The following is a 21,549-nucleotide window of genomic DNA, read 5'->3' as shown; positions in this document are numbered from 1 at the left end:
GGGTAAAATCATAAAACGCGCGCGGTGCCCGTAATATCAATACGTACCGCCGTGCCCGGGTTCCACCCTGGCTGGCTGACGGTCTTCAGGATCACGGGCTGCTGCTGCCCGGGTAGCCCCAGGGTGAGCGTCGACAGCTGGCCGGTAAAATCCACATCAAGAATCGAGATCGGGCTTTCGTGCGATGCACATGCCGTCACGCGTAGTTGCTCAGGGCGCATCATCACCTTGCCCTCTCCAGACGCATGGGCGCTATCCGTTGGCACGTTACCCAGCGCGCATACGGCATACCCGGCACCCAGCTGGGCAGGCAGGATCACGGCATCGCCAAGAAATAGCGCCGTCTCTTCATCAACGGGACGCGTGTACACGTCATAAGGCGTACCGACCTGCGTGAAGCGTCCGGCGCGCATGACGGCCACCTGCGTGGCAAAAGACAGCGCTTCGTTCTGATCGTGGGTGACCAGAATCGAGGCTACGCCCGCTTCGGCGAGCAGGTCTGCCGTTGCCTTACGCGTCATGGCGCGCAGGCCGGTATCCAGCGCCGAGAACGGTTCATCAAGCAGCATCAGCGAAGGACGCTGGGCCAGCGCACGGGCAAGCGCCACGCGCTGCTGCTGTCCGCCGGAAATCTCATGGGGCCAGTGTGTTGCGAGCTGCCGGTCCAAAGAGACCATCTCCATCAGCGCCTCAACGCGCTGACGCTTCTCGTGACGGGTGCCGTCCAGCCCCCAGGCAATGTTGTCTGCCACGTTGAGATGCGGAAACAGCGCCCCCTCCTGAGGCACAAAGCCAATCCGGCGCAGGTGGGCGGGAACAAAACGGTTTTCATCAAACAGCGTGCTCCCCTGCATCACAATACGCCCCGTGTCAGGCGTTTCGAACCCGGCAAGAATGCGCAGCAGCGTGGTTTTCCCCGACCCGGACGGCCCGACAATCGCCGTCCTGCTCCCCGGCGCAACGCTCAGGTTTAAGCTGTCGAGCACCTGCACATCAGAAAACGATTTAGAAATGGCGGTTAATTCAAGCATGTCATAGCCCTGCAATTTTTTTCGACTGCATATAGAGAATGGCGGTCAGCGGGAGTGAAATCAGGATCATCAGCATCGCGTAAGGCGCGGCGGCCACATAGTCAATTTCACTGGTCAGCGCCCAGAATCCGGTGGAGAGCGTGCGCGTGCCCAGGGGCGAGAGCAGCAGCGTGGCGGTCAACTCGTTGCTGACGCCGAGGAAAACCAGCGCCGCACCCGCAGCCGCACCCGGCGCGGCCAGCCGCATCGTGACGCTCCAGAGCGCCTTTGCAGGCGTGCTGCCCAGGCTGCGCGCCACGTTTTCAAGCTCAACCGGCGCCTGCGCAATGCCCGCCCGCAGGTTGATGAGCGCACGGGGCATAAACATCAGCAGATAGGCCAGGAACAGGGTGATTTCCGTCTGATAAACAGGACGGGCGTAGTGAATGGTGACGGTGACCAGCGCCAGCGCGGTGACAATCCCCGGCAGCGAGCTGGTGATATAGATGCACCCCTCCAGCATCCGGAAGATACGGCGGGGATAGCGGATCCCAAGCCACGCGATGGGGATTACGCACGCCGTCGTCAGGAGTGCGCCGCCCACGCCGAGCATCAGCGTCTGGCGCAGCGAGTGCCAGAGATCGGCACTCATCCAGTTTTGCACGCCGCCGAGCCAAATCCAGCGGCACAGGACGATTAACGGCACGCCCAGCGCCAGAACGATCAGCACAATGAAAAACAGCTGGCCCAGCGCGGCAGCCGCTGGCTTCAGCGGCCAGCGTTTCTGCTCGCGCGCGGCCCCGGCGCCAATGCGCGCGTAGCGTGCTTTCCCGCGCGTCACCCCTTCCAGCACTAAGATCGCCAGACAGCACAAGGCCAGCACGCCCGCCAGCATGTTCGCCGCCGGGCCGCTGAAGGTAGACTGAAACTGATCGTAAATGGCCGTGGTGAAGGTATCGAAGCGGATCATCACGTACAGGCCGTACTCCGCCAGCAGGTGCAGCGCCACCAGCAGCGCGCCGCCGCAGATAGCCAGCTTGAGCTGGGGCAGCACCACGCGGAAAAAGACCCGCCACGGCGGCGTGCCGAGCGACGCGGCGACATCTTCCAGCGTCGGGTCAAGGCGACGCAGCACCGCCGCAACCGGCATAGTGATAAACGGATAGTAGGCCAGAACGGAGAGGAACACGCCCGCGGAAAGGCCATGCATGGACGGCACCACGCTCACCCAGGCGTAGCTTTGCACAAACGCCGGGATCGCCAGCGGCGCAACCGCCAGCGCGGACCAGAGGCGTCGCCCGGCAAGCTGCGTGCGCTCGGTGAGCCAGGCGATTGCCACGCCCGTCACGATACACAGCGGAACCGCTAAGGCCGTCAGCCACAGCGTGTTGCTGAGCAGCTCCGCCACGCGGGGGCGGAACACCAGCGTCTTAATGGTTTCCCAGCCGGTCTCAATGCCAATGGCAATGATAAAACCCAAAGGCAGAAGCGCCATTAATGAAAACAATACGGCTAACGCAACCATCGGCAGCGCAGGGCGCCTGCGGGCAGGCGCCTGCACGCTGTTTTTTCCGATGTCGAGACTCAGACCAGACATAAGACCTTCACTTCACTCTCAGGATCACAGCAGACCGGCTTGTGTCATCAGCTCGATAACTTTTTTACCGTTGAGCGTTGAAGGTTCAACTTTCGGCGCATCCAGATCTTTCAGCGGGACCAGCTTCGGGTTGGAGGCCGCGTTCACGCCCACCGCATATTCAAAGGCATTGTTGGTGCGCAGGCTTTCCTGACCTTCTTTGCCGGTAATGTATTTAATGAAGGCCTGCGCCTGCGCTTTGTGTTTGCTCGACGCCAGCACGCCGCCGCCAGAGAGGCTCACAAACGCGCCCGGATCCTGGTGTTTGAAGTAGTAGAGCTGGGTGTTTTTGCTGTTTTCGCCGGTTTTGGACTGGTCGACAAAGCGGTAGTAGTGATAGATCACGCCGCCATCAATCTGACCGGCATTGACCGCTTTCATCACGGTGCTGTTGCCTTTATAGGCAACGAAGTTGGCTTTCATCGCCTTGAGCCATTCCAGGGTAGCCTTTTCGCCCTTCAGCTCCAGCATTGCGCTCACGATGGCCTGGAAATCCGCGCCTGACGGCGATGCCGCCCAGCGCCCTTTCCACTCGGGTTTGGCCAGATCCATCAGCGACTTAGGCAACTGCTGTTCACTCAGTTTTGCCGGGTTATAGACGAATACGGTGCTGCGGGCGGCAATGCCGATCCAGCGGCCGTGCGCCGGGCGGAACTCTGCCGGTACCTGATTCAGGGTGCCTGCATCCAGCGGGGCAAACAGGTTGGCGTTATCCACCAGCACCATCGACGGCGAGTTTTCCGTCAGGAACACGTCTGCAGGCGATGCGCTGCCTTCCTGAACCAGCTGGTTACCCAGCTCGCTGTCATCACCATTACGCAGCGTAACTTTAATCCCGGTCTCTTTGGTAAAACCGTCCACCCACGACTTCACCAGGTTTTCGTGCTGCGCGTTATAAACAACGATACCTTCGCTGTTGTCGGCGGCAACCGATTGTGTAGAAAGGAAAAGGGATGAAGACAACAAGGCAAGCGAGAAGCAGGACAGCAGGCGAGAATTCATGAACATATCCTTAATAGAGCAACGGAAATAATGACGCATAGCTTTGTGGGACAGGATTAAAGCATACAACAACGCTAATGATAATTAGTATCAATCCACTTTACGCGTAAAAGTGTAAAATTTCTTTATGGCTGGGGTTTAAATGATAAAAATCCAGATTTAAAAAACGGATTAAATAAAGATTAAGAAAACATTAAGAGCAGAGCTAAGGAATATTAATTAGGCGTCTATTGATTACGCGGTTATTTATCTGGAATGAGAAAATAAGAGTGCCCGTGGCCGTTCGAAAGGGAATAGTGAGAGAAGTGATCCTACCCACGTAATGTGAACACAGCCCTAAGCGAGGTTCTGGTTTTCAAGCTGTTCCATGCTGAGTCCGACACAGGCACTGTGACGGCGCCACCGATTGTAATCGCACTCGATATAATTAAATACCGTCGTCCGCATTATTTCCCTGCTGATAAAGCGTTCACCGTGGATACATTCGACTTTCAGCGAGTGGAAGAAGCTCTCCACACACGCATTATCGTAACAGCAACCCTTTGCGCTCACGCTGCCGCGCAGGTTATGCCGTTGCAGTAGCGCCTGATAATCCGCTGAGCAGTACTGCCCGCCACGATCTGTGTGGACGATGACATCGTCCGGGCGTTTACGTTGCCACAACGCCATCTGTAACGCGTCGCAGGCCAGCTGTGGCGTCATCCGAGATGACATTGACCAGCCGATAACGGCACGCGACCACAGGTCGATGACGACAGCCAGATACTGCCAGCCTTCATCAGTGCGAAGATAATTGATGTCTCCTGCCCGCTTCTGGTTCGGGCCGATGGCGTTTGAGACGGGCATTTTCAGCGGCGAGTTCGTTTTCGCGGTCAGAGGATGAGAGCTGTTGCTGCTGTTTACTGCGCCAGTTATAGAGCAGCGATTCATACAGGCCGGGCTCGCGGGCTGCAGCGGCAACACCAATGCGCTCAGCGAGTTTAAGGGCTTCCTGACGGAATTCAGGCGAGTGCTGCTTGCGTGGCTTTTTGGTGGTTGATGCTGGTTTTGTCATGTGAGTCACCTCTGGCTGAGAGTTTACTCACTTAGTCGCTTGTCCACTATTACTGGGTAAGATCACAGCACCAGGACATCAGCGCTCTGTTTGTCTGCTTTCTCAATCAGTACTTGTCTTGCATCATCAATCGACACTTCATTGAAAGTGTTAACAGTACCGGTTTTTTCATACTGCGATGCTATTTTCTCGAATTCATTTTTCGTCAGCAGCTCAGCAGCAAAGGCATTGGTTGTAAACAGAAACGCGGCTCTCAACAAAATAGCAGTCGTCTTTTTCATAACCTTTTAATCAGCAACGACGAAAATCCTCCCAACGATGACGAGGTGTATTGAGCAAGGTAGAGAATTTCAGGAAATTCCACATGTTAAGGAGATTTTTTTATAACAACCCATTGCATGAAATAACTTACGAATATTAAGAATAGTTGTAAATGCGCACAGGGCCAGCCCTTCAGGTTACAATAATATAATATTTGCCCCCCAAACAGTGCCTCCTTTCAATGTTGGCTGACTTTCCAACAATCAAGAAATAGTGATAACACCGATTAACAATTATTTTAATGTGGCACATATCACCGCAAACGAATAGCAAAAAAACAATCAGTTACAACGAAAAACACCATAAAAACATTTAGCTGGGGATACTTTAGGCAAGTAATGTCAATGACTGACTGGGTAACAAAATGATTGATTTATAGACTTGCCGCCTGGAAAATCCATACAAATACCATGGACTAACAGGACGTTTGATGCTCAGACTCTACACACTGTGGGAACTTGAACGGGAAGTGTCGCCCCATAAGTTCCAACATATCCTGACTCCTGAAGCTGCAATGGAAAAGGCGGCATACTGCTATGACCTGGACTACAGGAAATACACGTCAGCACCAGTAAACGAAGCTCCCAGACCGCTAGATGGACTTAACAACAAACCCTATCAGCGAACGGACTACGATCCAATTTATGATGATCTGGAAATAAACCTGATGGAGGGTTGGATTATCGGCCTTGATACCGATGTACACTGGGACGAAACAGTAAACCCGTTCCATATCAGCGCTGATGGTGAACTGATTTTTGATAACGCAGATCCGTTCTGCTGGATTGTCAGTGATTTTCAGCGTGCATTCCGGCTCGCCATCAGCAACCAGAACGGCAGGAAACCCGCTGCAACTGAAAAGTTTCAACCTTCCGGAGAGCCAGTGCAGTACGCACAGGTGGCGAAAACCATCAACACCAAAGCTGCCGGGCGACTGCTTGCGGCTGGCGGTGTTTACAACGGCAACATTGAGGGATTCAGGCAGACAGCCGAACAGTTGGGAGGCGATGCGCCAGCGGGCTACGATCAAGTCATGGATAACAAAGGATTACTGATTACCGCTGCATCTGTAGCCGCTGGGCTAACGATAGGAAAAATAAACGTTGCTGGCGAACTAGAAGAATTATCGTCGTTAAGCAAAATTCCAACTTTTGAATCTCCTGCACTAAAGGGGTTTACCTCGGAGTCAGGAGCATTGCTAAATGCCGAACACGCCGTTGTGGATTACAGAAAACTAGCGACTTACTCTTTAGATGTTAACCACCCAGTCGGAGGGCATAAGGCCAGAGTATTCGAGTCTGCGCTGGGTTATAACCCGACAAATTCAGACGTGCTAGGGAGTCGAGTCCAAGAGGGTATATTAACCGCCCCCGCTAAAGTTTTGGAGGCAAACCAGCACGGGCAGCGAATGGCCGTAGATATGCCGATATTAGGCGCCAACGGTGAGACAGTGATAGTACGTAGCGGTTGGATATATGAACCTGATGCCGTCGTTCCTCGCATGACGACAATTTTTGTTAAGTGAGACGCAGGACATGAGAAGAGAAGAGTTTGAAGTCGTTGTATTAGCGGAAGATTTGCCGGATAAAGGGTTAACTAAAGGCATGGTCGGTGCCATAGTATTCATACATGAAAAACCATATCTGGCCTACATGGTTGAATTTGTAGATGATGAAGGGCGAACTATTGCAATGCCAGATCTTTTACCTGAGCAAGTAACGGATTACATCCCGCCAGAATGATTGCAGTAGAGCTAATTCAACATAACCACACGGGAAAGATGACAATCATGCCTTTCCCGCTTATCAGTCCACAACGGTCTGTCTATACATTCCAGTGATTTGCCACAGTACGGATCGCACAACCCAGCCGTTTTGCGGTCTGGGTCTGGTTCAGCCCTTCGACTTTGCAGCTATGAACGGCGGCGCGGCGCTATGTGGCTTCCTGGCGTCCAATCTTCTTACCCTGCGCTCTGGTGCGGTTCTGCCTTTCCTTGTTGCGTTCTGCAATGCGTTGAGCTCAAACTCCCGAACGCCGAAAACATTTGCAGCATCATTTTCCCTTCTGCGCTGCTCTGGTGGGTAATCGGCACATCCAGATATCCGTTCTGCAGGAAATGGGCGGCAGGGAGTCGATCGAAATGGTCCGTCGTTACGCTCACCTGGCGCCGAACCATTTAAGCGAACACGCGCGGAAAATAGATGCCATTTTTGACAACCATGACACAAATACGACACAGGGAGAAAATCAGGCTGGTTTGAAACTGGCGTAAGTGCCTGTTTCTTAATGGCACGCCCTGTAGGATTCGAACCTACGACCTACGGCTTAGAAGGCCGTTGCTCTATCCAACTGAGCTAAGGGCGCACTGAGAAGAGTGAACTTCGCGGTGTGAAACGCGAAGAATTATACGGTCAATGGCAGGTGAGTCAATGCCTTTTCCGTTTTCAGGGGCAATTACCGCTAGCCGATTGTAAATACGGCTATTTTCTCAACATTTCCTCCTGTTTCACCGTAAAATTTAGCGCTGCGAAAAGGCTTAGTTGCATTTAAGTAACGCCTGCTGTTTTCCTGAACGACTGCTCGTCACACTAGAGTCAGGTATCCCAGCCGCCTGGAGGCTGACAGACAACAGGACAATGGAGTGACAGCGCAAAACCCGATCGATACGCCCCCCCGGTTACAGTACATTTCTCAGGACATCGTCGGCATTAAGCTTGAGCCCATCGTCGCCCTCACCTCCTTGCGCCGGGCTGGCGTGGAGGTGCTGAGCGTTCTGTCAGATACGCGGCGCAGCGAGGACTTTTTTGGCGATCGGTCAGCAGACTGGTCGTTAACGCTGCTTGAGGCACAGCTGGCCGCGTTAAAAAATAGGCCGCACGCTCATAACCTTTTTATTAATCTGCCGATAACCGTCCTGACAGAGCCTGCGTCTTTTCAGCGGCTTATCCGGATGAAAGGCGCGCCGCTCAATATTGAGTTGGTCGACCTCGCCTCTTTTGTGGCGCTGCCCTGCGCGCAGAAGGAGCGGGTCGTTCGAAACCTGCAGCAGCTCAGCAGACAGGGGCACGCTGTCTGGCTGGATGACGTAGATGAGGACTTAATCACGTCGTTTTTATCCTGCCGACTCCCGTTAAGCGGCATCAAGATAGATAAGGAAGCATTCTGGCGTTTACGCGATACCCCTGCCCTGAGACAACTGGTTTCCCTTTGCTTTCAGCTGGCCGGGAAAGTGCTTATCGAAGGTATTGAGACTGAACGCGATCGTACCTGGGCACTGCAGGCAGGCGCAGACCTCGGCCAGGGATATTACTGGCCGTCCTGGACATGGCCGGAGGATTAAAACGCCATTTCCAGGAGGGAGGCCATGCGAATGACAGTGCGCCGTTACCGGCGGCGGCGTACAGGAAGTGATGCACTGGGATTCACGCGCTCACCTTTTGCTCCCCCCTTTTTCGACCGGCTCGAATTTTTGAGCCAGTCCATCAGCCAGCCCCGCAAAACAGACGCCCCGTTTATCCTTCTGGTGACGGAAGATCATTACCTGCGCACCGGTTTTCTCAACGGGCAGTTTCCCCTGAGCAGCTGCTGCGACTACGCCACGCTGGACGACGCCCTTATCGCGCAGGCGCAATGGCCCTCCGCCCGTCTGGTCGTGGATATTGAAAGCCGCTCAACGGGGCTTCTTGATAAACTGGATCAGTTGAGAAGGCATAGCCTGTTTCCTCCTTTCCTTACGCCCTGGCTGTTAGTCCGCGCCGATAACTATGACACCCGCCTCTTCTGCAAAGCGGCAGGTCCCTTTCACGTGCTCGAGCGCCAGCTGAACGCCGCGGCGCTCCAGCACAGCCTGCTGGATACGCCGCCCCCACAGGGATCCGATAAAGACTGGTTCTCGCGCAATGAATGGCCGATCCTGCAGGAACTTTCCCGCGGCAAAACGTTACGCCAGATTGCGCTTATGCAGAATCGTCCCTATAGCCGCATTATCTATCGTCTCAGCTGCATCCTGGTGAAGCTCGGGTTGAGCCATCGGCAGGAATTGCTCCACCTTCTCAACAACCTCTCAGACTGCACCTTTTCACTCACGCCCTAACCCCTTATTTCCTAAAGCGCTTTAGGAATTTACTTACCATTCGTGTTGCAAAAATGTTAATTATTAACAATAACGTCGAAATTATAACTATTCCTAATTTATGGGCGCGAACCTTGTGAAATGCCGCAAATTGAACGAACGGCAGCACTTTCCTCCATCCGTTAAGTGAATGCAGAGAGCGTTAATAAGATGATAATGATGTAAAAACAAGCAGCTCAGCGACATCACCCGGGAGGAAAAAACGAAGCGGATAGCATCTTCTCCTGTACAGGAGACCCGAACCTCCGGGTCAGCTCATGCGCTTTCGGATGAAGGTCTGACGGCCTGCGAGGGCAATTGTTAACCTCATCAGCCCCGGTTTATCCCGCTAAATGATGCGTATTTTTGTTAACAATTGATCAACATACAGAGATATCTGTTATTTTTTGTTATTACATAAAGATGAAAATATGCGGTAAATGGGATAACAGGATATTTCCGCTAAATTTAAAAAAATAGCGATTCAGATCCAGAAGATAATACAAACCCATAAGCGGATATTAATTTACAGGGTTTTCGGAAAAAACTTACCCTGTATAATAAGAAGCGTACCAAATCTGAATAAGAAAAATCTTTTTGCCAACACCAGCCAAATGAGATGACCGCGCTGAGGCACAGTTCTTTTCATTACGTAAACAAGGATGCTTTCGCTCTTTCCAGGGAAATACTACGGTATAGGGATCTGCACTTTATATCCTTCCGGCACTTCGAGAGTTTTACAAACTCTGCATAACGCTTTTAACAATCTGAGGCATTAAAAATGAAACCGGCATCCGTTATCATTATGGACGAACATCCTATCGTCAGAATGTCGATAGAAGTCCTGCTACAGAAAAATAAGAATATCACAGTCAAGCTCAAGTCTGGCGATAGCCATGAAGTCCTTGACTGTATCCGCAATCACCCTATCGATCTGGTGATCCTTGACATTGAACTCACGGGCACGGATGCATTCTCTTTACTCAAGAGAATCAGAAACTTAAACAAAGAGATTAAGGTTCTGTTCCTCTCGTCTAAATCAGAGTTGTTTTACGCGGGTCGCGCCATTCGCGCCGGGGCAAATGGCTTCGTCAGTAAACGAAAAGATTTGGGTGAGATCTACAACGCCGTAGAAATGATCCTGATGGGCTATTCCTTTTTCCCATCTGAAACGCTGAACTTTATAAACCATTTGGGTTCAGGAAAAGGGATGGCAGTCGATATGCCATTATCGAACCGCGAGGTCACGGTATTACGTTACCTGGCGAATGGATTATCCAATAAGGAAATTGCTGAACAGCTGCTATTAAGCAACAAAACCATTAGCGCACATAAATCCAATATTTATTCCAAGCTGGGTGTGCAAAGCATCGTGGAATTAATTGATTACGCCAAAGCGCACGAACTGCTTTAACCTGAATTCACTCCCTGCAGCTTATCTGAGCTGCAGGGAGTGCGGTCAGTGCTAATTATAGTTAATCATGAAGGTGGCATCCGCATCGGCCCGTCCGGGCTGAGGGTTATCGGCAGTGGCAATATAATTGGCATAAAACGACAGTATCGCATTCCCCTGCGCATCCACCGGAACCGGCTGGCTGGCCTGCTGGAGAGCCAGACGCGTTTTATCCGCATCCCTGATCTCAACGGCGACATGCGTTGCTGTACTGGCGTCATTCAGCGCCAGCAAGCCGCTATTGCTCCCGTCTGCTTTTCCCGAAAACGTAATGGACGCCGCGCCCGGCGGACAGCCGGTCAGCTTTAGCGTAAACGGCATAGGCTGCGTGCGGCTCCCGGTGGTGCCGAGCTGTTTCGTGGGCCAGGTGCCCAGCGTGACGGTCTTGTCGCTGTCGCTGCCCTCGGCAACGCAGGTAAAATCAACTATGTTGCCGTAGAGCTGAATGTTAATTTCGCCCAGCGCGGTGTCCGCCCGGGCCTGAGTGCAAAGCGCAAAAAGCGCCACGGTGATAAAACGGATCCCGTTTCGCATAATGGCTCCTTAGTCGTAATCCACGCGCAGATACCCGCGCGAGGTAAAGCGCCCTTCCGCGGGCTTATTGCCCGTTACGCTCACCGGCCAGACCCGGATCCCCACCTGCGCCTGCGCGCTGTCGTCGAGGCGGAACGGAATTTTGCTCGTCAGGTTGTTGGGCGTGAGCGGCGCACCGCTCTCGTTGGCAATGATGAACCCTACGTCCGGGTTATCCGACACCAGCGCATTACTGGAGACCTTTTCAGCCTCAACGCGCATCGTCAACATGGCGTTCGCCTCTACGTTGGTGCATTTGATCGCGATGGTTTTACTCTGCGATGAGACCCCTTCCGGCTTGTTGCCCGCGCCCGCCTTGCTGAACAGGGAGGCGCCAATGTCCCCGAAATCAAACTCCACCACGTTACCGGCGTTAATGGCGCAGCTTTGCGGCACCTGGATGGTTCCGCTGTAGCTGATGGTGTAGACCGGCGTGGTTAACGGGTCAGAGGCGGTGGTGGTCACGTAAACGCGGAACATCGTGGCGCGCGGGATCACCACCATGTTGATAAAGCGCCGGGTTACCTTCAGGCGGAAGACGAGGCTGGAATCCTGCACGCCAAACGGTTTGTTTTTGGAAACGTTGGGATGGTTCCCCATCTGGATATAGTTTTTGGGCGGGTAAAACACGCCAGCATAGCTGTCCGTGATTTTCATGGCCCCGTCCAGATAGTCGTTGAGCTTCAGGTACTGATAGCCGTCGCTCGTTCCCGTCACCGGGTAATCGGTCACATAGCTACGCCTGGTGGTATTCCCGGTTGTGCCCTTCGGGCAGACGGCATTCACCCCTACCCACTGCGACTTCTCGCTGAGCGTCACGACCTGCCCGACCTGGTTGTTCGAGCTATTAAATTTATCCGTCAGGTCGTAATGCACCTCGGTCGGCACGCCTTTTTCATTGACGCACACGGTCGCTAATGCGTTTGTCGCGGGCAGTAGTGCCAGAAGCGACAAGGCAAGAATGTGGATTTTATTCACAGCGAATCCCCTTCAGTGTGATTGCCTGCTGCAGGCTCTGTTCAGACAAGCTGTATGGCGCACGGCACTGGGACTGCGCCCCGTCGCCCCACTGGATCAGCAGCTCGCCTTCCAGCGGCAGCCCGCTCAGGTAAATTCGCCCGTCATCCCCCACCATGCTGGTGACGCCGCTTTTGATCTCCCGAACTACCGCGCCGAACGGCACGGGCTGGCTGCCGCGCGTCACCGTCAGCAGAGCGCGTACGCCAATGCGGGTATCAAAGCTGGCGCGCACCAGCGCGCCTTTGGTCGGCACCACGCTGCTCACGTTGTTTTCGATATCGGTGTTGTTGCTCATGGTGTTGGTATCCAGCGCCACGCGGTTGTAGCGATAGACGGTGGCATACGGCATCACCGCGTAGCCGCGCCAGTCGGTCTTCACGCCGGTCTGGTTTTCAATGCTGACGCCCGATGCCCCCGGGGCTTTGATCAGCACGTTGGTGTCGCCCAGCGGCTGGCTGAAGGTCACGCCGTCAGCGTGGCCAACCACGCCGCCGGAGAGCTGCCAGTTGAGGTCGTGCTGGTCGCGGCTATAGTTGTAGCCCACGCCCAGCGTGCCGTAGGTCGCCTGCCAGTTGGCGCTGGCGCTTCCGCTTGAGCCGTTGGTGCTGGCGTGTCCCTGGGTCACGCTGTAGTTGAGGTTGCGATCCTCCAGCAGCGTGCCGCTGACGCCGGTTTGCCAGCTGGTGTCGCCATCGCTGTTTCGGCTGGCGGATGCCGTGGCGTAGGCGCGGTCAATCGCGCTATCACGGCGATACCCCTGACGGGTAAAGATACTGAACGGCACGGAGACGTTAAACGAGGCGATCCGGTCGGTGCCGTCGATCCCAACGGATTTGTTCCACGACCACGATACGGAGTAGTTAATTCCCTTCACGCCACCCGCGTAGCCCAGCTGGTACCAGAGGTTCGTCTCGTCGGTTCCCCAGTAGGTCTGCTCGCTACCGGAGATGTAGACCGAGCCGTAATCCCCCAGCGACTGCGACACGTTGAGCTGGAAGCGGCCTTTTTTATTCCACGTCAGGTTGTGATAACTCTGCACGTCCGGCACATCGTTATCGTTCTGGCTATCGGCATACTGATAGCCTTCCATTGTGCGCCAGGCCACGTCGTCGAGGGTGTAAAACCCTTTTGTCGAGTAGCGGTAGCCCAGCAGCTGGAAGTTGGTGCCGAAGCCGTTAAGGGATTTCGCATAGAGGAAGCGCAGCGACTGCCCTTCGTGCCTGCTGTCGTCCGCGAGCTGGCTGCGGGCGTGGGTAATATCGAGCGAGACCGCCCCCCAGTCGCCCAGGTTTTTCCCGGCCCCGACGGCCACCGCGGTGTAGCGTGACGCCAGCTGCGTGCCGCCGTACAGGGTAAAGCCGTTGGCAAGCCCGGTCACCAGGGTGCCCTGGGTGAAGAACGGCGTATCCTGGTCGCTGTTGCCGCTGCGGTAATCTCCCGCGACGAGGTCATACTTCCAGCGCCCCTCACGCTGCAGCAGCGGCACGGTGGAGTACGGCACGGTATAGCGCTGCTGGCTGCCGTCTTTCTCTTCCACCGTGACGTCCAGGTCACCGCTTGATGAGGTCGGGTTGAGATCGGTAATCGCAAAGGCGCCGGGCTGAACGTAGCTTTGATAGATAACGTAGCCATTCTGCCGCACCACCACTTTGGCGGGCGTCCGGGCGATCCCGCGCACGGTCGGCGCGTAGCCCTGCAGGCTGTCCGGGTACATGCTGTCCGCCGAGAAGAGCCGCCCGCCGCGGAACCCCATGCTGTCGAAGACGTCATTCCCGGTGTTGCTGTCGCCCAGCACCAGCTCGCTTTTCAGCGGGATGACGGTGCGCTGCGCCCAGGTGCCAATATTCTGCCACTCGCTGTGCCGCTGCCCGTTCGTCTGCGTGTAGCGCCATGCGCCGTTGTTACGCAAGCGCCAGGCGCCATAGTTTAGCCCGCTTTGCAGGTTGAGGTAATAGCTGTCGTCTTCGCTTCCCCGGTTACCGGTGAAGCTGTAGTTCACCAGCGCGGCGGGGATGCCTTCATCCCACTGTTCAGGCGGAATATAGCCCCGGGCGCTGTTTTGCAACGCCACCTGCGGCAGGCTGACGTCCAGACGCTGTGAGGCAAAGTTGAATACCGTTTCGCTGCCGGGTATGGCCGTGGTCAACGGCACGCAGGTCTCGCCCTGCACCTTAGCCAGCTCGGGAAACGCCGCCACGTTGACGCCAAAGCGATCGAGCATCGCGCGCGTAACGCACGGCGATAGCCCGCCCGCTACCGGCGGCGTGTTTTCGGCCTGCTCAAAACGCACGTCCTGGGTACCGATAAACTCATCGTTACGCCAGATATCCACGCGATAAACGCCGGGCGCCTGCTGGTGTCCTTGTTCAAAACGCGACAAATCCGCCACGCTGGCGGTGTCGTCGGACAAGAAGGCCGGGTTGAAATAGCTTTCGCTCCAGCCAGCCTGCGGCCAGAGCGCAGCCATCAGCGCCAGCGCAACCGGGCAGTAACGTCTCTGGTGGTTTTTCATCGCCCTGACTCTGCTCACAGGTTGACGCTACGCGCCGGGGTGATGGCGCCGTAGTCATTCACGCTCTGCCAGGAAAGCGAACCGCCGGCACCGGCGGGCAACACCTGCTGTGCAGAGCTTTTCGGCGCCACCATCAGGTTTTCCAGCTTCTGGCCGCCCAGCGTCAGATTGACGAGAGTGATGTAATACGGCGACGCGTTGCTGACTTTGAGATGGTTACCCGCGCGTTCAAACCGCAGCTGGGAAAGCGCCTCTTCTGGCTGCATCGCCAGGTTGTTTGGGCGCACAAACAGCTTGATGCGGGACAGGATCGCCAGCTGCAGCACGTTATTGTTTTCCGTTTTCGCTTTGTTCACCGACGGGATGGCCTTCACGTTCATGTAAAACAGCGATTCGCGATCGGCAGGCAGCGCGGGCCCGGCGTAAATAATACGCAGCGTGTTTTCACTGTTTGGTTCGCTAACAAACAGGGGCGGGGTGACGGCAAAGGTCTTTTCTTTTTGCCCGCTCGCATTTTCAATCCACGCGTTAATTAAATAGCGTTCCTGCTTGTTGCTGTTGGTGATCGCCAGCGACGTTTGCTTTGCCTCTGCGGGATAAATAACGCGCGTGGCCCCCAGCGCAATACCGCCGGATGCATTGGCGCAGGCAGAAACCATCATCAAAATAAACGATAAAAACAATCCTGGTTTAATTAGGGTATTCATCACTACCGTACCTTTAATAATGTGTTCGCAGGTGTTATGGATAAATCAACGTAAACCAGACATCCGACTGAATTTTGCCTGGCTCGAGGTGTTCGGAAATAGCCCGATAGCGGGCGCTAAAATGGAACGCGAGCTCGCGGGTATCGATCGGCAGCCAGCTGACGGCCGTGGCGTTTGGGATAATCTGACGTTGCTGTTCGTCAAAGAGCGCCAGCCCTACGCCGCTGCTGACGGGTGCTTCACCCGGGCGCGATGTCGCCAGAAAAACCTGCGGATCTTCTGCGGGCGTGACGCCCTGAAACTGGATCCCCACGGTGCGCGACACATCAACGCTGCAGTCCAGCAGACGTAGGGTAAAAGGCACATTCACCGTGGAAAAGCTGCCCACGCCGGAAAATGAGTTGGTTCGGTACTGCCCCATGTCGATGCGCATATTCTGGCTGTCGGGCGCCACGGCGCAGCCGCCGTTCACCAGTTCACCTCTGAGATGAACCTTGCCGCCCTCGATCACCACGGTATGCGCCGATGCCGGGCAAGCCATCGCAAGGGTTAACAGCAGTAGTGTTCCAGTCCTTGTCATCCTTCGTTCCTGGCAATAGCGTATGACGGGCCTCGTCCCTGAGGCCTGAACATCCCTGTGCGGAGGAATTATTCGTATTTCATTACGAAGGTGGCGTCAGCGTTCGCCTGGCCTGGCTCGGTAGTGGCAGCCGTTGATTTATAACGCGCGGTGAACTTCAGGGTGTTTGTCCCTTCGATCAGCGTCTGCGCAGCAGAGAAGGTTGCACCGTCTGGGGTCAGCACGCTGGATTTGCTGTCGAGGATCTCAATGCCCACGCCTTTCGCGGTGTTGTCGTTGTTACCGGAAGTGACGGCCAGCAGGGTTTTGTCCGTTGGGTCGATCTGACCGGTGAACGCAACCGCTGCCGTTTGAGCAACCTGCGGATCGCAGTCATTCAGTTCAATGTTGAATGGAATATTCGAGGTGGTGTCGCCCACTTTGGTAAATTTCGCGGTACGATATTGACCCAGATTAACGGTCTGCTCGGAAGAATCAGTATTTACTGAACAAGCAGCATTAACCAGCTCCCCTTTAAAATGTACGGTACCGCCATTGACGGAAACCGCATCTGCATGAGCGGCACCCGCGACCAGGGCCAAAGTTGCAATAACAGTAGAAGCAATGTTGCTGAGTTTCATGTCTATTCCTTTAAAATGTAAATAACCCTTCCCGCCAATAATCGGGAATAAGAAATACGTTCAATTGAAAAATTGAAAGCTTATTTCGGAGGAGACAAAGTAGCTCAGGAATAAACTTTTAAATATGTCAAAACGCTGCCATTTCGCCAGGTCACATCCTAATACCGCCTAAGAAATTGACCATCCCCTAAGAAGGGTTTTTGCGCCTCGCTGATAAAAACGCGTAAAGGGTGACTGACAGCGACGCTCGCTTCTGACAAAATACAGGCCATCCCCCCTTTCAAACGTTACAGACGGAATCTTCTCTCTGATGGCAGCAAAGATTATTGACGGTAAAACGATTGCGCAGCAGGTGCGCTCTGAGGTCGCGGAAAAAGTGAAGGCGCGTAAAGCGGCAGGATTTCGCGCCCCCGGGCTCGCCGTTGTGCTGGTTGGCAGCAACCCGGCATCGCAGATTTATGTCGGCAGCAAGCGCAAAGCGTGTGAAGAGGTCGGCTTCGTCTCCCGCTCTTACGATTTGCCGGAAACCACCAGCGAAGCAGAACTGCTGGAACTGATTGACACCCTGAATGCCGATAAAGCGATCGACGGCATTCTGGTTCAGCTGCCGCTGCCAGCAGGCATCGACAACGTGAAGGTGCTGGAGCGTATCGCGCCGGATAAAGACGTGGACGGGTTCCACCCGTACAACGTTGGCCGCCTGTGCCAGCGCGCGCCGCGCCTGCGTCCGTGCACGCCGCGCGGTATCGTGACGCTGCTGGAGCGCTATAACATCGACACCTACGGCCTGAACGCCGTGGTTATCGGCGCGTCCAACATCGTGGGTCGCCCGATGAGCATGGAGCTGCTGCTGGCCGGCTGCACCACCACCGTGACCCACCGCTTCACCAAAAACCTGCGCCATCACGTTGAGAACGCCGATCTGCTGATCGTGGCGGTCGGTAAGCCGGGCTTTATCCCAGGTGAATGGATTAAAGAGGGTGCGATTGTCGTTGACGTCGGCATTAACCGTCTGGAAAGCGGCAAAGTGGTTGGCGACGTGGTGTATGACGATGCCGCCGCGCGCGCGTCTTACATTACCCCTGTACCGGGCGGCGTAGGCCCGATGACCGTAGCCACGCTGATTCAGAATACCCTGCAGGCGTGCGAAGAATATCACGACGTAGAGGACGCGTAAGATGGCGACTTTTTCATTAGGAAAACACCCGCACGTTGAGCTGTGCGATCTGCTCAAGCTGGAAGGCTGGAGCGAAAGCGGCGCGCAGGCGAAAATCGCCATTGCCGACGGGTTGGTCAAAGTGGACGGTGCGGTAGAAACCCGCAAGCGCTGCAAGATTGTCGCGGGCCAGACCGTGAGCTTTGAAGGACAGAGCGTAACGGTTACGGCCTGAGCCCCCTCACCCTAACCCTCTCCCCAAAGGGGAGAGGGAACAGTCCGAACGCCGTTTGTAGGCCGGGTAAGGCGAAGCCGCCACCCGGCAATTTCTCTTACTATCCCCTCACATCTATCACGGTTATTTATCGATCCACTTCAAATAATCATTATTTCGTCTGTTCAAAACTGAAAATTCTGTTGCGCGTTTTTCACTCTTTGCCCACGATAAGTAGAACGTTCTACTAAAACGTTCTACTTACAATAACAGTGCCAAAAAAAGCGCTACTCGGGGGAAATCAGCATGAGTCTGATATCAGGGTTTGTTAAATCGCTGTCTAAGTTATCGATGATTGGTCGCGCCTTAATGCTGCCAATTTCACTGCTTCCCGCTGCGGGCCTGCTGCTGGCCTTCGGCGATAAGTTTCATCTGCCGCTGATGATGAACGCGGGCGGGGTGATCTTTGATAACCTGCCGATGCTGTTTGCTATTGGCTCTGCCGTAGGCCTGGCGTCAGAGTCCGGCATTGCTGCGCTCTCTGCAGCGGTCTCGGTCTTTGTCACCAATATCACCATCAGCACCGTGCTGAGCATCACGCCGGAAATGGCCTCTCAGGGCGGAAAATACGCCATGGTGGTCGGCATCCCGACGCTGCAGATGGGCGTCTTCGGCGGCCTGATCTGCGGTATCCTCGCGGCCTGGTGCTATAACCGCTTCCACACCATGCAGCTGCCGGAGTTCCTCGGCTTCTTCTCCGGAAAGCGCTTCGTGGCGATTGCAACGGCGTTTCTGTCGTTCCTGATGGGGCTGCTGCTGCCGTACGTCTGGCAGCATATTCAGGCCGGTATCGACGCGCTCTCCGTGGTGGTTAACGGCGATAATCAGGCGGCGTCGACCTTTATCTTTGGCCTGGTGGAGCGCGCGCTGATTCCGCTCGGTCTGCACCATATCTGGTATCCGTCGTTCTGGTATTCGTTCGGGGATTACACCACCCAGGCGGGCCAGGTGATCCACGGCGACCAGACCATCTGGTTCAAGATGCTGGAAGAAGGGGTGAAATCCTTCAGCAGCGATACCTACCAGAACGCCGGTAAGTTCATGCAGGGTGAATTCCCGCTGATGCTGTTCGCGCTGCCCGCCGCGTGCCTGGCGATGTATCACGAAGCCCACACGAAGAATAAGAAAATCGCGGCCGGCATCCTCTTCTCCGCGGCGCTCACCTGCTTCCTGACGGGGATCACCGAACCGGTTGAGTTCACCTTTATCTTCGTGGCGCCGATTCTGTACGTCTTTAACGCCATCATGGCGGGTCTGGCCTACATGACCATGTATCTGATGCATGCGCATATCGCCAAGTCGTTCTCGGCGGGCTTTATCGACTACCTGTCGTTCGGGATCCTGCCGTCCTTTAACGGTTACCAGACCAACTTCCTGAACGCCATTATCATCGGCATCCCGATGGGGCTGATCTACTACTTTACGTTCCGCTTCGTGATCCGTCGCTTCGACGTGAAGACGCCGGGCCGCACGGAAGTGACCGCCAACGCGGATGAGAAATCGGACTCCGAACTCGCGACCGAGATCATCACCCTGCTGGGCGGGGCGCATAACATCGACTCCGTTGGTGCCTGCATCACCCGCCTTCGCCTGGAAGTGTCAAAAAGCGAGGCGGTCGATAAAGACGGTCTGAACGGGCTCGGCGCGCGCGGCGTGGTCTTCGTCGGCGACAACGGTATTCAGGTGATTTTCGGTGCCAGAGCACAGTTTATCGCCCAGACCATGTCCACCATGATCGGCAAATAATAAGATGCCTGAACGACACGTCTCCTGTACGCTGGGAGACGTGTTTTATCTGGCTGATAATCGGCAAATTTCAGGGAGCGGTTTTGAAGAAAGTCAGCATTATTGATGTCGCAAAGCACGCGGGCGTGTCGGTTTCCACCGTCTCGCTGGTGCTGCGCCAGAAAGGGAAAATCTCAGAGGCAACGATCGGGAAGGTCAACGCTGCCATCAATACGCTGGGCTATGTTCATAACGTCGCCGCTGCCAACCTTCGCGCCAACACCTCTAATTTAATCGGCCTGATCCTGCGGGACTTCAGCGACAGCTTCTCTATCAAAGTGATGGCGAGCATTGTTCAGGAGCTGGAGAAGCAGGGTTATATGGTGTTTCTCGGTCAGCCCCTGAACGACCGTGACCATCTCGAACGCACCCTGCTCTCGTTTAAGCAGCAGGGCGTGGCGGGGGTCATCTATCTGGCGTCAGACACCCGCACCTCAACGCTGCCGGAGCACATTCGCCGCTGCCCGCTGCCGATGGTGGTGGTTTCCCAGTCGCTGCTGGATGAAAAATGTAATCTGGTGATGCGCGATAACCGCCAGGCCGCTAACCTGGCCGCGCGCTATCTTATTGAGCGCGGACACCGCAATATCGCCTATATTGGCGGGCGTGACGGCTGTCTTATCCGCGAGCAACGCCTGCTCGGTTTTCGCAGCGCCATGACGCAAAGCGGGCTGGTCTGGCGTGACGAATCGTCTCCCGCCTGCACCGACGATACGCAGGCGGCGGCGATGGCAACGCGGCAGCTGCTTGAGAAAAACAACACCATCACCGCCCTGCTCTGCCACTCGCCGGATGCCATGATCGGTTCGATCTCCGGTATTCACCAGGTGGGGCGTACGGTGGGAAAGGATGTGTTTCTGACCCAGCAGGTCGCGCTGGTCGGTTTTGAAGATATGCTCCACGTTAACCTCACCTCCCCGTCGTTTACCTACGTCTCCTCAGCGAGCGATGAAACCGGGCGCCAGGCGGCGGGGCTGATTATCCGCAAGCTGAAAGAGCCGGATCTGCAAACCCAGCGCATTACCCTTTCCGGGCAGCTTATCGCACGCGAGTCGGCGTAAAATCAGAATTTAGCACCCGTCTGCTGGCGCGGGATTACTGCTATATTTCCATGATTTGCCATGGATAATGACAATGCCTACCGTAATTACGCACGCTGCCGTTCCGCTTTGCCTGGGCTTAGGCCTGGGAACCAAAGCCATTCCTCCCCGCCTGCTGTTTGCCGGGATTGTCCTCGCCATGCTGCCGGACGCCGACGTGCTGGCCTTTAAGTTCGGCGTGGCGTACGGCAACGTTTTTGGCCATCGCGGGTTTACCCACTCCCTGCTGTTTGCCTTTGTGGTGCCGATACTGTGCGTGCTGACTGGACGACGATGGTTCAGGGCCAGCCTGACGCGCTGCTGGCTGTTTTTAACCGTGTCACTGCTCTCGCACAGCCTGCTGGATTCCGTGACGACCGGCGGGAAAGGCGTCGGCTGGCTGTGGCCGTGGTCTGATGAACGCTTCTTTGCGCCGTGGCAGGTGATAAAGGTCGCGCCGTTTGCGCTCTCACGCTACGCCACGCCGTACGGACATCAGGTCATTCTCTCTGAACTGATGTGGGTGTGGCTGCCGGGTGTGGTGGTGATGGGGTTGCTGTGGTGGAAAATGCGTGCGCGCTGATGCCCTTGTATGTTTAAAGTCACTTCAGTTACCCGTCAACAGACGGGTAAACTGTCACTGAGTTTGACCTGAT

20 protein-coding genes, 1 tRNA gene and 2 pseudogenes are annotated in these 21,549 nt (G+C 55.3%); 11 read left to right on the top strand and 12 right to left on the bottom strand.

Annotated features, from left to right (window positions below):
• Positions 1-8: 8 nt before the first annotated feature.
• From L6R44_RS18775 to yahO, 5 genes and pseudogenes are all read right to left on the bottom strand, one after another.
• Positions 9-1,031, bottom strand: a complete 1,023-nt coding sequence (locus L6R44_RS18775; RefSeq protein ID WP_237425061.1) for an ABC transporter ATP-binding protein — start codon at positions 1,029-1,031, stop codon at positions 9-11.
• 1 nt (position 1,032) lies between these two features.
• Positions 1,033-2,607 carry an ABC transporter permease gene (locus tag L6R44_RS18770; RefSeq protein ID WP_032638638.1) on the bottom strand — a complete coding sequence of 525 codons (1,575 nt, stop codon included), beginning with the start codon at positions 2,605-2,607 and terminating at the stop codon, positions 1,033-1,035.
• Between the two features lie 24 nt (positions 2,608-2,631).
• The gene (locus tag L6R44_RS18765) at positions 2,632-3,648 is read right to left on the bottom strand and encodes an iron ABC transporter substrate-binding protein (RefSeq protein WP_237425060.1); all 1,017 of its coding nucleotides are present in this window, start codon (positions 3,646-3,648) and stop codon (positions 2,632-2,634) included.
• A gap of 336 nt (positions 3,649-3,984) precedes the next feature.
• Positions 3,985-4,702: pseudogene (locus L6R44_RS18760) on the bottom strand (IS3 family transposase).
• Between the two features lie 62 nt (positions 4,703-4,764).
• Positions 4,765-4,983: a DUF1471 family periplasmic protein YahO gene (gene yahO / locus L6R44_RS18755; RefSeq protein WP_032642487.1), complete on the bottom strand. Its 219-nt coding sequence runs from the start codon at positions 4,981-4,983 to the stop codon at positions 4,765-4,767.
• Between the two features lie 470 nt (positions 4,984-5,453).
• Here yahO and L6R44_RS18750 point away from each other — a divergent pair, with 470 nt between their 5' ends.
• From L6R44_RS18750 to L6R44_RS18740, 3 genes and pseudogenes are all read left to right on the top strand, one after another.
• A complete protein-coding gene (locus L6R44_RS18750) occupies positions 5,454-6,548 on the top strand; it encodes a DUF6883 domain-containing protein (RefSeq protein ID WP_237425059.1) in 1,095 nt (364 codons plus the stop codon).
• Positions 6,549-6,558: 10 nt separating this feature from the next.
• Positions 6,559-6,765: a DUF4926 domain-containing protein gene (locus L6R44_RS18745; protein WP_032638630.1), complete on the top strand. Its 207-nt coding sequence runs from the start codon at positions 6,559-6,561 to the stop codon at positions 6,763-6,765.
• A gap of 350 nt (positions 6,766-7,115) precedes the next feature.
• Positions 7,116-7,295, top strand: a pseudogene (locus L6R44_RS18740) (integrase); the annotation flags it as partial.
• A 15-nt stretch (positions 7,296-7,310) separates the two neighbouring features.
• Here the strand turns inward: L6R44_RS18740 and L6R44_RS18735 are convergent.
• Positions 7,311-7,387: transfer RNA gene (locus L6R44_RS18735), tRNA-Arg, on the bottom strand.
• Between the two features lie 277 nt (positions 7,388-7,664).
• On the opposite strand from L6R44_RS18735, the gene L6R44_RS18730 reads away from it, so the two are divergent.
• From L6R44_RS18730 to fimZ, 3 genes are all read left to right on the top strand, one after another.
• Positions 7,665-8,363 carry an EAL domain-containing protein gene (locus tag L6R44_RS18730; protein ID WP_237425058.1) on the top strand — a complete coding sequence of 233 codons (699 nt, stop codon included), beginning with the start codon at positions 7,665-7,667 and terminating at the stop codon, positions 8,361-8,363.
• A 24-nt stretch (positions 8,364-8,387) separates the two neighbouring features.
• Positions 8,388-9,116 carry a helix-turn-helix transcriptional regulator gene (locus L6R44_RS18725; RefSeq protein WP_032638626.1) on the top strand — a complete coding sequence of 243 codons (729 nt, stop codon included), beginning with the start codon at positions 8,388-8,390 and terminating at the stop codon, positions 9,114-9,116.
• Positions 9,117-9,915: 799 nt separating this feature from the next.
• Entirely contained in the window at positions 9,916-10,548 is a 633-nt protein-coding gene (gene fimZ, locus L6R44_RS18720) for a fimbria biosynthesis transcriptional regulator FimZ (protein WP_032638624.1), read from the top strand.
• Between the two features lie 51 nt (positions 10,549-10,599).
• Here fimZ and sfmF read toward each other — a convergent pair whose 3' ends face one another.
• From sfmF to fimA, 6 genes are all read right to left on the bottom strand, one after another.
• Positions 10,600-11,121, bottom strand: coding sequence for a fimbria assembly protein (gene sfmF, locus L6R44_RS18715; protein ID WP_032638622.1), 522 nt, complete (start codon positions 11,119-11,121; stop codon positions 10,600-10,602).
• Between the two features lie 9 nt (positions 11,122-11,130).
• Positions 11,131-12,138, bottom strand: coding sequence for a type 1 fimbria D-mannose specific adhesin FimH (gene fimH, locus L6R44_RS18710; RefSeq protein ID WP_032638620.1), 1,008 nt, complete (start codon positions 12,136-12,138; stop codon positions 11,131-11,133).
• Complete coding sequence (locus tag L6R44_RS18705; RefSeq protein ID WP_237425057.1) at positions 12,131-14,692, bottom strand: fimbrial biogenesis usher protein; 2,562 nt, start codon at positions 14,690-14,692, stop codon at positions 12,131-12,133. Before L6R44_RS18705 ends, fimH begins: the two co-directional genes overlap by 8 nt.
• 14 nt (positions 14,693-14,706) lie before the next feature.
• Positions 14,707-15,399 carry a type 1 fimbria chaperone FimC gene (gene fimC / locus L6R44_RS18700; RefSeq protein WP_237425056.1) on the bottom strand — a complete coding sequence of 231 codons (693 nt, stop codon included), beginning with the start codon at positions 15,397-15,399 and terminating at the stop codon, positions 14,707-14,709.
• A 34-nt stretch (positions 15,400-15,433) separates the two neighbouring features.
• Entirely contained in the window at positions 15,434-15,979 is a 546-nt protein-coding gene (fimI, locus tag L6R44_RS18695) for a type 1 fimbrial protein subunit FimI (protein WP_272930139.1), read from the bottom strand.
• A 68-nt stretch (positions 15,980-16,047) separates the two neighbouring features.
• Positions 16,048-16,599 (bottom strand): type 1 fimbrial major subunit FimA, encoded by a 552-nt coding sequence (fimA, locus tag L6R44_RS18690; protein WP_032638615.1) that lies wholly within the window; start codon positions 16,597-16,599, stop codon positions 16,048-16,050.
• A gap of 310 nt (positions 16,600-16,909) precedes the next feature.
• Between fimA and folD the strand changes: the two genes are divergently transcribed.
• The 5 genes from folD (at position 16,910) to L6R44_RS18665 (ending at position 21,476) form a co-directional block, all read left to right on the top strand.
• Positions 16,910-17,776 (top strand): bifunctional methylenetetrahydrofolate dehydrogenase/methenyltetrahydrofolate cyclohydrolase FolD, encoded by an 867-nt coding sequence (gene folD, locus L6R44_RS18685; protein ID WP_032638613.1) that lies wholly within the window; start codon positions 16,910-16,912, stop codon positions 17,774-17,776.
• Position 17,777: 1 nt separating this feature from the next.
• Entirely contained in the window at positions 17,778-17,990 is a 213-nt protein-coding gene (gene ybcJ / locus L6R44_RS18680) for a ribosome-associated protein YbcJ (protein ID WP_004143016.1), read from the top strand.
• A gap of 285 nt (positions 17,991-18,275) precedes the next feature.
• Positions 18,276-19,775: a PTS transporter subunit EIIC gene (locus L6R44_RS18675; protein ID WP_032638611.1), complete on the top strand. Its 1,500-nt coding sequence runs from the start codon at positions 18,276-18,278 to the stop codon at positions 19,773-19,775.
• A gap of 83 nt (positions 19,776-19,858) precedes the next feature.
• A complete protein-coding gene (malI, locus tag L6R44_RS18670) occupies positions 19,859-20,875 on the top strand; it encodes a Mal regulon transcriptional regulator MalI (protein ID WP_237425055.1) in 1,017 nt (338 codons plus the stop codon).
• A 73-nt stretch (positions 20,876-20,948) separates the two neighbouring features.
• Entirely contained in the window at positions 20,949-21,476 is a 528-nt protein-coding gene (locus tag L6R44_RS18665) for a metal-dependent hydrolase (protein ID WP_237425054.1), read from the top strand.
• Positions 21,477-21,549: the final 73 nt, after the last annotated feature.

This window comes from Enterobacter cloacae complex sp. ECC445 (genome assembly GCF_021892025.1).
Taxonomy (GTDB): Bacteria; Pseudomonadota; Gammaproteobacteria; order Enterobacterales; family Enterobacteriaceae; genus Enterobacter; species Enterobacter chengduensis.
The sequence above is the reverse complement of the archived record's forward strand: the minus strand, read 5'-3'. Positions and strand labels throughout refer to the sequence as shown.

What these genes read in the sequence shown, in the direction of transcription:
- L6R44_RS18775 (WP_237425061.1), bottom strand. Translation starts at nt 1,031, where the DNA reads ATGCTTGAATTAACCGCCATTTCTAAATCGTTTTCTGATGTGCAGGTG.
- L6R44_RS18770 (WP_032638638.1), bottom strand. Translation starts at nt 2,607, where the DNA reads ATGTCTGGTCTGAGTCTCGACATCGGAAAAAACAGCGTGCAGGCGCCT.
- L6R44_RS18765 (WP_237425060.1), bottom strand. Translation starts at nt 3,648, where the DNA reads ATGAATTCTCGCCTGCTGTCCTGCTTCTCGCTTGCCTTGTTGTCTTCA.
- yahO (WP_032642487.1), bottom strand. Translation starts at nt 4,983, where the DNA reads ATGAAAAAGACGACTGCTATTTTGTTGAGAGCCGCGTTTCTGTTTACA.
- L6R44_RS18750 (WP_237425059.1), top strand. Translation starts at nt 5,454, where the DNA reads ATGCTCAGACTCTACACACTGTGGGAACTTGAACGGGAAGTGTCGCCC.
- L6R44_RS18745 (WP_032638630.1), top strand. Translation starts at nt 6,559, where the DNA reads ATGAGAAGAGAAGAGTTTGAAGTCGTTGTATTAGCGGAAGATTTGCCG.
- L6R44_RS18725 (WP_032638626.1), top strand. Translation starts at nt 8,388, where the DNA reads ATGCGAATGACAGTGCGCCGTTACCGGCGGCGGCGTACAGGAAGTGAT.
- fimZ (WP_032638624.1), top strand. Translation starts at nt 9,916, where the DNA reads ATGAAACCGGCATCCGTTATCATTATGGACGAACATCCTATCGTCAGA.
- sfmF (WP_032638622.1), bottom strand. Translation starts at nt 11,121, where the DNA reads ATGCGAAACGGGATCCGTTTTATCACCGTGGCGCTTTTTGCGCTTTGC.
- L6R44_RS18705 (WP_237425057.1), bottom strand. Translation starts at nt 14,692, where the DNA reads ATGAAAAACCACCAGAGACGTTACTGCCCGGTTGCGCTGGCGCTGATG.
- fimC (WP_237425056.1), bottom strand. Translation starts at nt 15,399, where the DNA reads ATGAATACCCTAATTAAACCAGGATTGTTTTTATCGTTTATTTTGATG.
- fimI (WP_272930139.1), bottom strand. Translation starts at nt 15,979, where the DNA reads ATGACAAGGACTGGAACACTACTGCTGTTAACCCTTGCGATGGCTTGC.
- fimA (WP_032638615.1), bottom strand. Translation starts at nt 16,599, where the DNA reads ATGAAACTCAGCAACATTGCTTCTACTGTTATTGCAACTTTGGCCCTG.
- folD (WP_032638613.1), top strand. Translation starts at nt 16,910, where the DNA reads ATGGCAGCAAAGATTATTGACGGTAAAACGATTGCGCAGCAGGTGCGC.
- ybcJ (WP_004143016.1), top strand. Translation starts at nt 17,778, where the DNA reads ATGGCGACTTTTTCATTAGGAAAACACCCGCACGTTGAGCTGTGCGAT.
- L6R44_RS18675 (WP_032638611.1), top strand. Translation starts at nt 18,276, where the DNA reads ATGAGTCTGATATCAGGGTTTGTTAAATCGCTGTCTAAGTTATCGATG.
- L6R44_RS18665 (WP_237425054.1), top strand. Translation starts at nt 20,949, where the DNA reads ATGCCTACCGTAATTACGCACGCTGCCGTTCCGCTTTGCCTGGGCTTA.